Consider the following 12509-nt stretch of genomic DNA (forward strand, 5'->3'; position numbering starts at 1 on the left):
GGGACGGCGTGTCGCGGCCCGAGCGGAGCCCGATACGGTGGTGTCACCATGAACGACGTATCGCAGACCGTCAATGTGCCGACCCTCCTGGTCAAGATCTTCGGCAAGGACCGGCCGGGCATCACCGCCGGGCTCTTCGACACACTGGCCGCGTTCGGTGTGGACGTGGTGGACATCGAGCAGGTCGTCACGCGGGGCCGCATCGTGCTCTGCGCGCTGGTGACCATGCCGTCCGGGCGGGGCCTGGAGGGCGAGCTGCGGTCGACCGTGCACAGCTGGGCCGAGTCCCTGAAGCTTCAGGCGGAGATCATCTCCGGCATCGGCGACAACCGGCCGCGCGGTGAGGGCCGTTCCCATGTGACGGTGCTGGGCCACCCGCTCACCGCCGAGGCGACGGCCGCCATAGCGGCCACCATCACCGAGGCCGGTGGCAACATCGACCGGATCTTCCGGCTCGCGAAGTACCCGGTGACGGCGGTCGAGTTCGCGGTCTCGGGCGTCGCCACGGACACCCTGCGGCCGGCCCTGTCCGTCGAGGCGCACGCGCGCGGCGTCGACATCGCCGTCGTCGCGGCCGGACTGCACCGGCGGGCCCAGCGGCTGATCGTCATGGACGTGGACTCCACGGTCATCCAGGACGAGGTCATCGAGCTCTTCGCCGCCCACGCCGGGGCCGGGGCCGGGGAGAAGGTCGCCGAGATCACGGCCGCCGCGATGCGCGGTGAGCTGGACTTCGAGCAGTCGCTGCACGCCCGGGTCGCGCTGCTGGCGGGGCTCGACGAGTCCGTCGTCGACAAGGTCAGGGCCGAGGTCCGGCTGACGGCCGGGGCGCGGACCCTGATCCGTACGCTCAAGCGGCTCGGCTACCAGGTGGGCGTCGTCTCCGGCGGCTTCACGCAGGTCACCGACGACCTCAAGGAGCGGCTGGGGCTCGACTTCGCCGCCGCCAACACCCTGGAGATCATCGACGGCAAGCTCACGGGCCGGGTCACCGGCGAGCTCGTCGACCGGGCCGGCAAGGCCCGCCTGCTGCGGCGCTTCGCGGAGCAGGCGGGCGTGCCGCTCGGGCAGACCGTCGCCATCGGCGACGGGGCGAACGACCTCGACATGCTCAACGCCGCCGGGCTCGGCGTCGCCTTCAACGCCAAGCCGGTCGTCCGGCAGGCGGCCGACACCGCCGTCAACGTGCCCTTCCTGGACACCGTGCTCTACCTGCTGGGCGTGACCCGCGAAGAGGTCGAGTCCGCCGACGAGCTGGACGGCGCCGCCGGCTGAACCGGCGCGCGCCGCGCCCTACTCGTGCGGGGCCCAGTAGTCCGTGAGCCGGGCGACGCCGTGTTCCACCGACTTCCAGGAGCCGGAGAACGTCAGAACCGCGAGCGCGGCGGTGGGGAAGCCGCCGCGGCTGAGGCGGGTCAGGGTGTCGCCGTCGGCCTGGCCGGCGAGGGCGTCCGCGAGGGCGTGCATGCCGGGATTGTGGCCGATGACGAGCACATCGTCGATGTCGTCGGGAGTTTCGGCCAAAAGCGCCAGGAGGTCGCCGAGGGTGGCGTCGTAGAGCCGCTCCTCGTAGACGGTCCTTGGCCGGTGCGACAGTTCGTGCGCGGCCAGCTTCCACGTTTCGCGGGTGCGGGCGGAGGAGGAGCAGAGGGCCAGGTCGAAGGGTATGCCCAGGTCCGCGAGCCGGCGTCCGGCGGCGGGCGCGTCCTTGCGGCCACGCTCTGCGAGGGGCCGCTCGTGATCGGGTACGGCGGGCCAGTCGGCCTTTGCGTGCCGGAGCAGGACGATCCGGCGGGGCGATGCAGCTTCGCTCATGCCCATCAGCTTTCCAGAAAACCAGCCATCAGGCGCGAGGTGTGGCCAAGGCCCTCCCCGGTGCTCACAGCACCTGCCGTACGAGGTCGGGGATCGCCTGCGTGATCCGGCCGAGGAGGTGGACCAGCGGCTCGGCGGCGGACGGGTCGGCATGGGCCGGGGCCGCGACCAGCGCCAGAAGCGCGGCGAAGGCGAGGGCGGGCAGCGCGACGGCCCACCAGGGGAGACGGGTCTGGGCCTGCCGCGCCGTCTGGGGGTGGAACATCTGCGAGGACACGGGGACCGCCTCCGTGAAGGGCCGAGGTGCTGGCTGTGACTGCACTACGACGCTACGGAAGCGGGGATTGCGGTCCCATCCGGTGGTCCACCCACTGCACCCTGACCCTGGCCCCCTAGGGGTGGTGGGGTTGTCCCTACCCCGGTCTGAGGGTCAGCCGAGTCTGGCGGCGATGATCGCGACCACCGCGACGACCGCCGGGACGGCCATCATCAGGCCGAAGAGGAGGAGAAGCTTCTTCTGGGGCGTCGGCGGATCCGGCTCAAGTACGGGCATGCACTCAGTTTCGCACCGGGCCGGATCCGGCTGTTACCGGGGTCTTCCACCCGGGTCACAGCTCGTCCTCGACGAAGCGGTCGCGGCCGGCGACGACACCGGCCACGGTCTGCGGCACCAGCAGCGCCATCATGAGGCCGATGGGCAGGCCCCAGCCGCCGCTGGACTGGTAGAGGGCGCCGACCAGGATGGGCCCGGGCACGGTGATGAGGTAGCCGGTGCACTGGGCGAAGGCGGACAGCCGGACCACGCCCGAGGGAGTGCGCGAGCGCATCCCGATCAGGGTGAGCACGAGGGGGAAGGTGGAGTTGGCGACCCCGAGCAGGACCGCCCAGACCCAGGGCGCGGCGGCCGGGGCGAGCCACAGCCCGGCGTACCCGGCCACCCCGAAGGCGCCGAGGGCGACGGCGAGCGAGCCCTGGTGCCGCATCCGGCCGGCGAGGGCGGGGAGGACGAAGGACAGCGGTACGCCCATGCTCATGGTCACGGCGGACAGCACACCCGCGGTGCCGGCCGGGACCCCGGCGTCGCGGAAGATCTGCGGCAGCCAGCCCATGGCGACGTACGCGCTGATGGCCTGGAGGCCGAAGAAGATCGCGAGCGCCCACGCGGTACGGCTCCTGGTGATCCGTACGGCCGTGGCGGCCACCCGGGGCGGGGCGGCGTCCCCGGACCGGTCCCGTACGAGCATCACCAGCCACGGCAGCACCGCCACAGCCGCGACCAGGGCCCAGGCGCCCAGGCCGAAGCGCCAGCTGCCACCCGCGGCGTCGGCCAGCGGGACGGTGATCGCGGAGCCGAGCCCGGCGCCGAGGGTCAGGGCCATGGAGTAGAGGCCGGTCATGGCGCCGACGCGGTCCGGGAAGTACCGCTTGACGATGACGGGCATCAGGACGTTGGTGACCGCGATGCCGGCCAGGGCGACGGCGCTGGCGGCGAGGAAGAGCGCGGTGCTCCCGGCGAAGGGGCGCAGGCCCAGGCCGAGCGCGATGACCGCCATCCCGGCGCAGATGACGGCGGCCGCCCCGAAGCGGCGGGCCAGGCGGGGCGCGGCCACGCCGAACACGGCGAAGCACAGCACGGGGACGGAGGTGAGCAGGCCGGCGACGGTGCCGCTCATGCCGAGGTCGCCGCGTACCTCCTCCAGGACGGCGCCGAGGCCGGTGATGGCGGGGCGTAGGTTGAGCGCGGCCAGCACCAACGAGACGACGATGATGGCGGTGGCTCCGCGGGTGCGTACGCGGGCGGTGTGCGGCGGGGGCACGACCGCGGTCGTGGCTTTGTCGGTACGCATGGCTGTCATCGTAGAATCATGGGATGAATATGGGAAGGGAGAGTCCATGCCGCTGACCTCACCCCGGCGTTCCGCGCTCGCCGACCAGGTGATCGCGCAGCTGCGCGCCCAGATCACCTCCGGCGAGTGGCCGGTCGGCTCGCGCATTCCGACCGAACAGCAGCTCGTCGAGCAGCTCGGGGTGGCCAGGAACACCGTGCGCGAGGCGGTCCGCGCCCTCGCCCACAACGGGCTCCTCGACATCCGGCAGGGCTCCGGCACCTACGTCCTGGCGACCAGCGAGCTCGCCGGGGTCATGCACCGCCGCTTCGCCGACGCCGAGACGGGGCACGTCAGCGAACTGCGCAGCGCCCTGGAGGCCTCGGCGGCGCGGCTTGCCGCCCAGCGGCGTACCGAGCGGGACCTCGCGAACCTGGACGCCGCCCTCGACCGCCGCGAGCGCGCCTGGGAGTCCGGCGACGCCGACGCCTTCGTGGAGGCCGACGCCACCCTGCACCTGGCGGTCGTCGCGGCCTCCCACAACCCCGTCCTCGCCGAGCTCTACGCGGACCTGGGCCAGGTCCTGCGCGCCTTCCTGCGGGCGGACGTCGGCGAGGAACTGCGGCCCGAGCAGTACGTCGACCACGCCCGGCTGGTCGAGGCGATCCGGGCCGGCGACGGCGACACCGCCGCGACGGAAGCGGCCGGCCACGCCTTCAGCTGGTGCTTCAGCGTTCCCCCTGCGTGATGGTGACCCAGATCTTCTGGATCTCCTTCCAGCACCGGTCGCCCATCGTCACCGTCTGGGCCGGGCCGATCTCCAGCGGCCGCCCGTCCACGTCCGGATCCCACCATCGCCGGCACTCGATGTGCAGCTGCACATGATCATTGCGCGGGTCCGGGTTGTGGCACACCGCCACCCCCAGGCTCCCCTGCACATGCGTACTGCAGCCGGTGTCGGCATGAGCGGACGGACATGCGTACGCCGCCGCGAGGGCGGCTATCGCGGTCAGGACCAGGACTGCCGAGGTGCGCGCCATGCCCTCATCGTGTGCCCCCCACCACGCACAACGCCCAGTTCTGGTCGCCCGAACGGGCGAATCCAGAACCGGGCGAACAGCCGCTACGCGCCGATGGCGTGCAGCCCGCCGTCGACGTGGACGATCTCCCCCGTCGACCCGATTCCCTTCGCCGCCCTCGCACGGCTCGGCCCCATGGGGGCCTCTCCGGCTTCGGACGGCTGCGCCGGACTCCGTCCGTCGGCGGCCCACCCGAAACGGCCTCACGGCATCCGGGTAGTGCCGCCGCGTCCGGCGCACCGCAGCCGCTACGCGCCGATGGCGTGCAGGCCGCCGTCGACGTGGACGATCTCCCCGGTCGTCTTGGGGAACCAGTCCGAGAGGAGGGCGACGACGCCGCGGGCGGCGGGCTCGGGGTCGCTGAGGTCCCACTTGAGGGGGGCGCGGGAGTCCCAGACGTTGGCGAGGTCCTCGAAGCCGGGGATGGACTTGGCGGCCATGGACTTGATGGGACCGGCGGAGATGAGGTTGCAGCGGATGTTCTTCTCGCCGAGGTCGCGGGCGAGGTAGCGCGAGGTCGACTCGAGAGCGGCCTTGGCGACGCCCATCCAGTCGTACTTCGGCCAGGCGACCTGCGCGTCGAAGTCCATGCCGACGACGGAACCGCCGCGCTGCTCCAGCAGCGGCAGCAGGGCCATGGTCAGCGACTTGAGCGAGTACGCGGAGACCTCGACCGCGGTGGCCACGGACGGCCACTCGGTGTTGAGGAAGTTGCCGCCGAGCGCGTCCTGCGGGGCGAAGCCGATGGAGTGCACGACGCCGTCGAGGTTGATGCCCTCGCCGATGTGCTCGGAGACCTTGGCGGCGAGGCCGTCGAGGTGCTCCTTGTTCTGGACGTCGAGCTCGATGACCGGGGCCGGCTTCGGCAGGCGCTTGGAGATGCGCTCGACGAGGCTCAGCCGGCCGAAGCCGGTGAGGACGACCTCCGCGCCCTCCTCCTGGGCGAGCTTCGCGACGTGGAAGGCGATCGAGGAGTCGGTGAGGACTCCGGTGACCAGGATGCGCTTGCCTGCGAGGATTCCACTCATGGTGCTCAGTGACCCATGCCCAATCCGCCGTCGACGGGAATGACGGCTCCGGTGATGTATGCGGCCTCGTCGGATGCGAGGAAGCGGACCGAGGAGGCGATCTCCTCGGGCTGGGCGTAGCGGCCCAGCGGGACCTGCGCGACGATGCCCTTGCGCTGCTCGTCGGTGAGCACGCGGGTCATGTCGGTGTCGACGAAGCCGGGCGCGACGACGTTGACGGTGATGTTGCGCGAGCCGAGCTCACGGGCGACGGAGCGCGCGAAGCCGACCAGACCGGCCTTGGAGGCGGCGTAGTTGGCCTGGCCCGCGGAGCCGAGGAGCCCGACCACCGAGGAGATGAGGACGATCCGTCCCTTTCGGGCCCGCAGCATCTTCTTCGTGGCGGCCTTGACCACCCGGAAGGTGCCGGTGAGGTTGGTGTCCAGGACCGAAGTGAAGTCCTCGTCGGTCATCCGCAGCAGCAACTGGTCGCGGGTGACACCGGCGTTGGCGACCAGCACCTCGACCGCGCCCTGCTCGGCCTCGATCTCCTTGAATGCCTGCTCGACCTGCTCGGAGTCGGTGATGTCGCACTTGACGGCCAGGAAGCCGGCCGGCGGCTCTCCCGAGCGGTATGTGATGGCGACTTTGTCGCCGGCGTCGGCGAAGGCGCGGGCGATGGCGAGGCCGATGCCCCGGTTTCCTCCGGTGACGAGAACCGAGCGGCTCAACGGATCACCCTTTCGATAGTCGTCTGGCTTACCTCGAAGTTATCGGTCTACGGGCCGGTACGGAGAATCGACCCTCGACAGGGGGTTGTGCGACTCACTGTCGAGTCTCTACAGAAATGCCGAGGCGGCCGGATTGTCGTAGCGGCATGATTCACTTCGGGAAGCTGTCGACATGTCGCGTGGGCGAGAAGGGGAGGCCGCCGTGCCCCATGAGATCGATCAGTCATTTCTGGCGCTGCCGTTGCGCGCGCTGGCCGACGCGGCGCTGGCCAGGGCCCGTGCGCTGGGGGCCGATCACGCGGACTTCCGCTTCGAGCGGGTGCGCAGCGCGTCGTGGCGGCTGCGGGACGGCAAGCCCTCGGGCTCGTCGGACGACACGGACGCGGGGTACGCGGTGCGGGTGGTGCACGGCGGGGCCTGGGGGTTCGCGTCCGGCGTGGACCTGACGATGGACGCCGCGGCGCGGGTGGCCGGGCAGGCGGTGGCCATGGCGAAGCTCTCGGCGAAGGTCATCGCGGCGGCCGGTTCGGACGAGCGGGTCGAGCTGGCCGCGGAGCCGGTGCACGCGGACAAGGTGTGGATCTCGGCGTACGAGACCGATCCCTTCGACGTGCCGGATGCCGACAAGACCGGGTTGCTCGCGGAGTGGAGCGGACGGCTGCTCGCGGCGGACGGCGTGTCGCATGTGGACGCGTCGCTGATGACGGTCCATGAGAACAAGTTCTACGCGGACACGGCGGGCACGACCACCACGCAGCAGCGGGTGCGGGTCCATCCGGTGCTCACCGCGGTCGCGGTCGACCCCACGTCCGGTGAGTTCGACTCGATGCGGACGCTGGCGCCGCCGGTCGGACGCGGCTGGGAGTACCTGACCGGCACCGGGTGGGACTGGGACGCCGAGCTGGCGGAGATCCCCGGACTGCTGGCGGAGAAGATGCGGGCGCCGGCGGTGGAGGCGGGCGCGTACGACCTCGTGGTGGACCCCTCCAACCTGTGGCTGACGATCCATGAGTCGATCGGGCACGCGACGGAGCTGGACCGCGCGCTGGGCTACGAAGCGGCGTACGCGGGCACCTCCTTCGCGACCTTCGACCAGCTCGGCAAGCTCAAGTACGGCTCCGAGCAGCTGAATGTGACCGGCGACCGGACGGCCGAGCACGGCCTGGCGACCATCGGGTACGACGACGAGGGCGTGGCCGGGCAGTCCTGGGACCTGGTGAAGGACGGCACGCTCGTCGGGTACCAGCTGGACCGCCGGATCGCGAAGCTGACCGGCTTCGAGCGGTCCAACGGCTGCGCCTACGCGGACTCCCCCGGGCATGTGCCGGTGCAGCGGATGGCGAACGTGTCGCTGCGGCCCGCGCCGGACGGCCCGTCGACGCAGGAGCTGATCGGCGGCGTGGAGCGCGGCATCTACATCGTCGGCGACCGGTCGTGGTCGATCGACATGCAGCGCTACAACTTCCAGTTCACCGGGCAGCGTTTCTTCCGGATCGAGAACGGGCGGCTGGCCGGGCAGCTCCGCGATGTCGCCTACCAGGCCACCACCACCGATTTCTGGGGCTCGATGGAGGCGGTCGGCGGCCCGGAGACATACGTCCTCGGCGGCGCCTTCAACTGCGGCAAGGCCCAGCCGGGGCAGGTCGCGGCCGTGTCGCACGGCTGCCCCTCCGCGCTGTTCCGCGGCGTCAACATCCTCAACACCACGCAGGAGGCGGGTCGATGAGTGAGCGAAGCGAGCGAACAATCAAAAGGTGCGTCCCGGGCGAAGGCCGACCCGAGCGAAGCGAGGGGTGTGCGTGAGCCCTCGCGTCAATGCCCCGCACGAGATCGTCGAGCGCGCTCTTGAGCTGTCCCGCGCCGACGGCACCGTCGTCATCGCCGACGAGGAGTCCTCCGCCAACCTGCGCTGGGCGGGCAACGCCCTGACCACGAACGGCGTGACCCGGGGCCGCACCCTGACCGTCATCGCGACGGTGAACGGCGCGCAGGGCACCGCCTCGGGTGTCGTGTCGCGGGCCGCGGTGACCGACGACGAGCTGGAACCGCTGGTGCGGGCGGCGGAGGCGGCCGCCCGGGACGCGGGTCCCGCGGAGGACGCCCAGCCGCTGGTCGAGGGCGTTCCGGCCTCCCCGCACTTCACGGAGGGGCCCGCCGAGACCTCGTCGGAGGTCTTCGCGGCCTTCGCCCCGGCGCTGGGAGAGGCCTTCGCGACCGCGCGGGCCGGCGGCCGGCGGCTGTACGGCTTCGCGTACCACTCGGTGACCTCCACCTATCTGGGGACCTCGACCGGGCTGCGGCTGCGCCACGACCAGCCGAGCGGCACGCTGGAGCTCAACGCGAAGTCCGAGGACCTGTCCCGCTCGGCCTGGGCCGGCGCGGCCACCCGGGACTTCAAGGACGTCGACCCCGGCGCGCTCGACGCGGAGCTGGCCCAGCGGCTCGCCTGGGCCGAGCGCCGGGTCGAGCTCCCGGCGGGGCGGTACGAGACGCTGCTGCCGCCGTCCGCCGTGGCCGACCTGGTGATCTACCAGCAGTGGTCGGCGGCGGCCCGGGACGCCCACGAGGGCCGCACGGTCTTCAGCAGGCCCGGTGGCGGCACCCGGGTCGGCGAGAAGCTCTCCGAACTGCCGCTGACCCTGCGCAGCGACCCGGCCGAGCCCGGCCTGGAGTCGGCGCCCTTCGTGATCGCGCACTCCTCCGGCGACGCGTCGTCGGTCTTCGACAACGGGCTGCCCGTCGGGCCGACGGACTGGCTGCGCGACGGGGTTCTGGAGCGGCTGCTCACCACCCGGCACAGCGCCTCCCTCACCGGCCTCCCCGTCGCCCCCGGCGTCGGCAACCTGCTGCTCGACGGCGGCGGCAAGCGGTCGCTGGAGGAGCTGGTCGCCGACACCGAGCGCGGGCTGCTGCTCACGTGCCTGTGGTACATCCGCGAGGTGGACCCGGCCACGCTGCTGCTCACCGGCCTCACCCGGGACGGCGTCTACCTGGTGGAGAACGGCGAGGTGACGGGCGCCGTCAACAACTTCCGGTTCAACGAGTCGCCGGTCGACCTGCTGGGGCGGGTCACGGAGGTGGGCCGTACGGAGCGGACGCTGCCGCGCGAGTGGAGCGACTGGTTCACGCGGGCCGCGTTCCCGGCGATGCGGGTGCCGGACTTCAACATGAGCTCGGTCAGTCAGGGGGTCTAGCGGCGGTGGACGAAAAGCGGACGGTCCGGACGTCGAAGTTCCTGTCGCGCGTACTGCGGCACGATCCGGCGGCGATCGGCATCGTCCTCGACGAGGGCGGCTGGGTGGACGTGGACGAGCTCATCGCCGCGTCCGCCCGGGCCGGCCGGCGCTTCTCGCGGGCCGAGCTGGACCACGTCGTGGCGACCAACAACAAGAGGCGCTTCGCCTACTCCGACGACGGTCTGCGGATCCGCGCCAGCCAGGGCCACTCGGTCGAGGTCGACCTCGGCCTCGCCTCCGCCGAGCCGCCCCCCGTGCTCTACCACGGCACCGCGAGCACCACCCTGCCCCTCGTTCTCCGGGAGGGCCTCAAACCCATGTCCCGCCAGGACGTCCACCTCTCGGCGGACGTCGAAACGGCCGTGCGCGTGGGCTCACGCCACGGCCGCCCCGTGGTGCTGGTCGTCGACGCCGCCGCCCTGGCCGCCGACGGCCACGTCTTCCGGCTCAGCGCCAACGGAGTCTGGCTCACCGATCGCATACCGCCCGCACACCTGCGGCAGCACACCGGGTGAGCCCGTTCAGGCGGTCTTCCGCTGCCCTCGGATCGCGGCCCACAACGGGGTGCCCAGGGCCACGATGAGCACCGCTCCGGCGAGTTGGAGGGCGTGGCGGCCCCAGTCGATGCCCTTGGTCTCCGCGATGCCGATCCACCCGGCGACCGCATTGCCGAGGATGCTGCCCAGGATGCCGTAGATCGTCGTCAGCCACAGCGGGATGTTCTGCTTCCCCGGAAGGATCGCCTTCGCGAGCAACCCCAGGACCAACCCGACGATGATCGCCCACAACCAGCTCACGGCCGTTCGCCTCCTCGCACGTCGACGACCGATATGGCCGCCCGTAGCGCCAGTCTGCGTGGGGGTGGCATACGCCGCATGCCGGGTGCGTCCGTACGCCGTACGGCGGGGGTGGCGGCGTCACAGACGGTGCGGCCCCGGTCTCGAATGCGGCGGACTCGCGGCGTACCGTGGAGGTTGTCCGGACCAGGATGCATCCGGCGGGTCGAGCGGGTGGTGGACGTGATGCGGAAGCACAGCCATGCGGAGGTCTTCCGGATCACGGGGGCCAGGGCGGGGCTGACGGACGATGTCCGGGGCAGGCAGCGTCGGTACATCATTTCCATGTCGGTGCGCACCGTGTCGTTCATCCTTTTCGTCGCGCTGTGGAACGTGTCGCGGCCGCTGGGCTGGATCGCACTGGCTCTGGGGCTTCTGCTGCCGTACGTCGCGGTGGTGGTCGCCAACGCGGGCCGGGAGAACGCGCCGAAGCTCCCGTCGACCTTCATTCACCCGCCGGTACGGCCGATGCTGGGGCCCGGCGAGGACGAAGCGGAGAACCTTCCGGAGGAGCCGGTCGCGGAGGAGAAGACCGCGCCGCACACCGGCCAGACTTGATCCGTACCAATGCGTAAGCTCAAGAAAAGCTCAGATCAATCATGGGGATCCCCTGCACTGCCGGGGTGTCCGCGTGACATACTTCGTACGCGCTCCGCATCCCCCGTCGGAGCGACGGACCGACGCCGGGCGGCTCCCCCCGTGGCTGCCCGGCGTCGCCATGTTTACTGGTCCTTGTGACTGATGACGCGCCGATCTGCTCGGCCAAAGGCTGCCGCACCACCGCTGTGTGGGTGCTGGCCTGGAACAACCCCAAGATCCACACGCCGGAGCGGCGGAAGACCTGGCTGGCGTGCGAGGAACACCGCGAGCATCTCTCGCAGTTCCTGGATATGCGCGGGTTCCTCAAGGACGTGGTCGCCCTCGACGAGTGGGAGGCGTCAGCCGCCGATCGCTGACATGGGGCGCTCGGGCTGCAGGAAGGTCGGGTCGTCGAGCCCGGAGCCGGCCTTCTTGCCCCACATGGCGACCTTCCAGAGGTCGGCGATCTCCGCGTCGGACGCCCCGGACCGCAGCGCGCCGCGCAGGTCGGACTCCTCGCGGGCGAAGAGGCAGTTGCGGACCTGGCCGTCGGCGGTGAGCCGGGTGCGGTCGCAGGCGCGGCAGAAGGGGCGGGTGACGGAGGCGATCACGCCGACCCGGGCGGGGCCGCCGTCGACCAGCCAGCGCTCGGCGGGGGCGTGTCCACGGGCCTCGTCGGGCTCGGGGGTGAGGTCGAAGCGGGTGCGGAGGCTGTCGAGGATCTCCTCGGCGGTGACCATGTCGCTGCGCTGCCAGCCGTGCTGGGCGTCGAGCGGCATCTGCTCGATGAAGCGCAGCTCGTAGTCGTTGTCGACGGCCCACTGCAGCAGGTCGGGGGCCTCGTCGTCGTTGACACCACGCATCAGCACCGTGTTGACCTTGACGGGGGCGAGGCCGACTGCCCGCGCGGCCTCGAGGCCGCCTATGACGTCGTGGTGGCGCTTGCGGCGGGTGAGGGCCTGGAAGACCTCCGGGCGCAGGGTGTCGAGGGAGACGTTGACCCGGTCCAGGCCCGCGTCGCGCAGCGCGGCGGCGGTGCGCTGCAGGCCGATGCCGTTGGTGGTCAGCGATATCTTGGGGCGGGGTTCCAGGGCGGCGCAGCGCTCGACGATGCCGACGATGCCGGGGCGCAGCAGCGGCTCGCCGCCGGTGAAGCGGACGTCCTTGACGCCGAGGTCGGTGACGGCGATCCGTACCATCCGGACGATTTCGTCATCGGTCAGCAGTTCGGGCTTGGCGAGCCACTGCAGGCCTTCCTCGGGCATGCAGTACGTACACCGCAGGTTGCAGCGGTCGGTGAGCGAGACGCGAAGATCTGTGGCGACGCGTCCATACGTGTCGATCAGCATGTGTCGCCTCCCGCAGGGTTGGGGGTCCTGGGTGCGGCAGGACCCGCCCCG

General features: G+C 71.5%; 16 protein-coding genes. 7 read left to right on the top strand and 9 right to left on the bottom strand.

What is annotated here, in order from left to right; all coding sequences use genetic code 11:
• The first annotated feature begins 48 nt into the window (after nucleotides 1-48).
• Entirely contained in the window at nucleotides 49-1275 is a 1227-nt protein-coding gene (gene serB, locus ACFXJ5_RS22540) for a phosphoserine phosphatase SerB (RefSeq protein ID WP_384633776.1), read from the top strand.
• An 18-nt stretch (nucleotides 1276-1293) separates the two neighbouring features.
• On the opposite strand, the gene ACFXJ5_RS22545 is transcribed toward serB, so the two are convergent.
• From ACFXJ5_RS22545 to ACFXJ5_RS22560, 4 genes are all read right to left on the bottom strand, one after another.
• Complete coding sequence (locus ACFXJ5_RS22545) at nucleotides 1294-1815, bottom strand: SixA phosphatase family protein (protein ID WP_384633779.1); 522 nt, start codon at nucleotides 1813-1815, stop codon at nucleotides 1294-1296.
• A 64-nt stretch (nucleotides 1816-1879) separates the two neighbouring features.
• A complete protein-coding gene (locus ACFXJ5_RS22550) occupies nucleotides 1880-2092 on the bottom strand; it encodes a hypothetical protein (RefSeq protein ID WP_384633782.1) in 213 nt (70 codons plus the stop codon).
• A 153-nt stretch (nucleotides 2093-2245) separates the two neighbouring features.
• Nucleotides 2246-2368: an SGM_5486 family transporter-associated protein gene (locus ACFXJ5_RS22555; RefSeq protein ID WP_384633785.1), complete on the bottom strand. Its 123-nt coding sequence runs from the start codon at nucleotides 2366-2368 to the stop codon at nucleotides 2246-2248.
• Nucleotides 2369-2423: 55 nt separating this feature from the next.
• Nucleotides 2424-3671 carry a CynX/NimT family MFS transporter gene (locus ACFXJ5_RS22560; protein WP_384633788.1) on the bottom strand — a complete coding sequence of 416 codons (1248 nt, stop codon included), beginning with the start codon at nucleotides 3669-3671 and terminating at the stop codon, nucleotides 2424-2426.
• A 37-nt stretch (nucleotides 3672-3708) separates the two neighbouring features.
• Here ACFXJ5_RS22560 and ACFXJ5_RS22565 point away from each other — a divergent pair, with 37 nt between their 5' ends.
• Nucleotides 3709-4389 carry a FadR/GntR family transcriptional regulator gene (locus ACFXJ5_RS22565; protein WP_384633791.1) on the top strand — a complete coding sequence of 227 codons (681 nt, stop codon included), beginning with the start codon at nucleotides 3709-3711 and terminating at the stop codon, nucleotides 4387-4389.
• Here ACFXJ5_RS22565 and ACFXJ5_RS22570 read toward each other — a convergent pair.
• The 3 genes from ACFXJ5_RS22570 to fabG form a co-directional block, all read right to left on the bottom strand.
• A complete protein-coding gene (locus tag ACFXJ5_RS22570) occupies nucleotides 4370-4681 on the bottom strand; it encodes a hypothetical protein (RefSeq protein WP_384633794.1) in 312 nt (103 codons plus the stop codon). The two genes, ACFXJ5_RS22565 and ACFXJ5_RS22570, sit on opposite strands and share 20 nt — an antisense overlap.
• A gap of 287 nt (nucleotides 4682-4968) precedes the next feature.
• A complete protein-coding gene (fabI, locus tag ACFXJ5_RS22575) occupies nucleotides 4969-5748 on the bottom strand; it encodes an enoyl-ACP reductase FabI (RefSeq protein ID WP_384633797.1) in 780 nt (259 codons plus the stop codon).
• A 5-nt stretch (nucleotides 5749-5753) separates the two neighbouring features.
• On the bottom strand, nucleotides 5754-6458 hold the full coding sequence (gene fabG / locus ACFXJ5_RS22580; RefSeq protein ID WP_384633800.1) for a 3-oxoacyl-[acyl-carrier-protein] reductase: 705 nt from the start codon (nucleotides 6456-6458) through the stop codon (nucleotides 5754-5756).
• A 202-nt stretch (nucleotides 6459-6660) separates the two neighbouring features.
• On the opposite strand from fabG, the gene ACFXJ5_RS22585 reads away from it, so the two are divergent.
• From ACFXJ5_RS22585 to ACFXJ5_RS22595, 3 genes are all read left to right on the top strand, one after another.
• Nucleotides 6661-8184 carry a TldD/PmbA family protein gene (locus ACFXJ5_RS22585; RefSeq protein WP_384633803.1) on the top strand — a complete coding sequence of 508 codons (1524 nt, stop codon included), beginning with the start codon at nucleotides 6661-6663 and terminating at the stop codon, nucleotides 8182-8184.
• A 73-nt stretch (nucleotides 8185-8257) separates the two neighbouring features.
• The gene (locus tag ACFXJ5_RS22590; RefSeq protein ID WP_384633806.1) at nucleotides 8258-9652 is read left to right on the top strand and encodes a metallopeptidase TldD-related protein; all 1395 of its coding nucleotides are present in this window, start codon (nucleotides 8258-8260) and stop codon (nucleotides 9650-9652) included.
• Nucleotides 9653-9657: 5 nt separating this feature from the next.
• Nucleotides 9658-10209 (top strand): RNA 2'-phosphotransferase, encoded by a 552-nt coding sequence (locus ACFXJ5_RS22595; protein WP_384633809.1) that lies wholly within the window; start codon nucleotides 9658-9660, stop codon nucleotides 10207-10209.
• A 6-nt stretch (nucleotides 10210-10215) separates the two neighbouring features.
• Here the strand turns inward: ACFXJ5_RS22595 and ACFXJ5_RS22600 are convergent, their stop codons facing one another.
• Nucleotides 10216-10491 (bottom strand): GlsB/YeaQ/YmgE family stress response membrane protein, encoded by a 276-nt coding sequence (locus tag ACFXJ5_RS22600; RefSeq protein WP_384633812.1) that lies wholly within the window; start codon nucleotides 10489-10491, stop codon nucleotides 10216-10218.
• 225 nt (nucleotides 10492-10716) lie between these two features.
• Between ACFXJ5_RS22600 and ACFXJ5_RS22605 the strand changes: the two genes are divergently transcribed.
• Nucleotides 10717-11088, top strand: coding sequence for a DUF3099 domain-containing protein (locus tag ACFXJ5_RS22605; protein ID WP_384633814.1), 372 nt, complete (start codon nucleotides 10717-10719; stop codon nucleotides 11086-11088).
• A 176-nt stretch (nucleotides 11089-11264) separates the two neighbouring features.
• On the top strand, nucleotides 11265-11486 hold the full coding sequence (locus ACFXJ5_RS22610; protein WP_384633817.1) for a hypothetical protein: 222 nt from the start codon (nucleotides 11265-11267) through the stop codon (nucleotides 11484-11486).
• Here ACFXJ5_RS22610 and moaA read toward each other — a convergent pair.
• Entirely contained in the window at nucleotides 11469-12458 is a 990-nt protein-coding gene (gene moaA, locus ACFXJ5_RS22615) for a GTP 3',8-cyclase MoaA (RefSeq protein ID WP_384633820.1), read from the bottom strand. The genes ACFXJ5_RS22610 and moaA overlap by 18 nt on opposite strands.
• Between the last annotated feature and the right edge of the window lie 51 nt (nucleotides 12459-12509).

This window comes from Streptomyces sp. NPDC059373 (genome assembly GCF_042751495.1).
Classification (GTDB): domain Bacteria; phylum Actinomycetota; class Actinomycetes; order Streptomycetales; family Streptomycetaceae; genus Actinacidiphila.

Bases quoted from the DNA above. Each gene is read 5' to 3' on its own strand.
- serB (WP_384633776.1), top strand. From the start codon at position 49: ATGAACGACGTATCGCAGACCGTCAATGTGCCGACCCTCCTGGTCAAG.
- ACFXJ5_RS22545 (WP_384633779.1), bottom strand. From the start codon at position 1,815: ATGAGCGAAGCTGCATCGCCCCGCCGGATCGTCCTGCTCCGGCACGCA.
- ACFXJ5_RS22555 (WP_384633785.1), bottom strand. From the start codon at position 2,368: ATGCCCGTACTTGAGCCGGATCCGCCGACGCCCCAGAAGAAGCTTCTC.
- ACFXJ5_RS22560 (WP_384633788.1), bottom strand. From the start codon at position 3,671: ATGACAGCCATGCGTACCGACAAAGCCACGACCGCGGTCGTGCCCCCG.
- ACFXJ5_RS22565 (WP_384633791.1), top strand. From the start codon at position 3,709: ATGCCGCTGACCTCACCCCGGCGTTCCGCGCTCGCCGACCAGGTGATC.
- ACFXJ5_RS22570 (WP_384633794.1), bottom strand. From the start codon at position 4,681: ATGGCGCGCACCTCGGCAGTCCTGGTCCTGACCGCGATAGCCGCCCTC.
- fabI (WP_384633797.1), bottom strand. From the start codon at position 5,748: ATGAGTGGAATCCTCGCAGGCAAGCGCATCCTGGTCACCGGAGTCCTC.
- ACFXJ5_RS22605 (WP_384633814.1), top strand. From the start codon at position 10,717: ATGCGGAAGCACAGCCATGCGGAGGTCTTCCGGATCACGGGGGCCAGG.
- moaA (WP_384633820.1), bottom strand. From the start codon at position 12,458: ATGCTGATCGACACGTATGGACGCGTCGCCACAGATCTTCGCGTCTCG.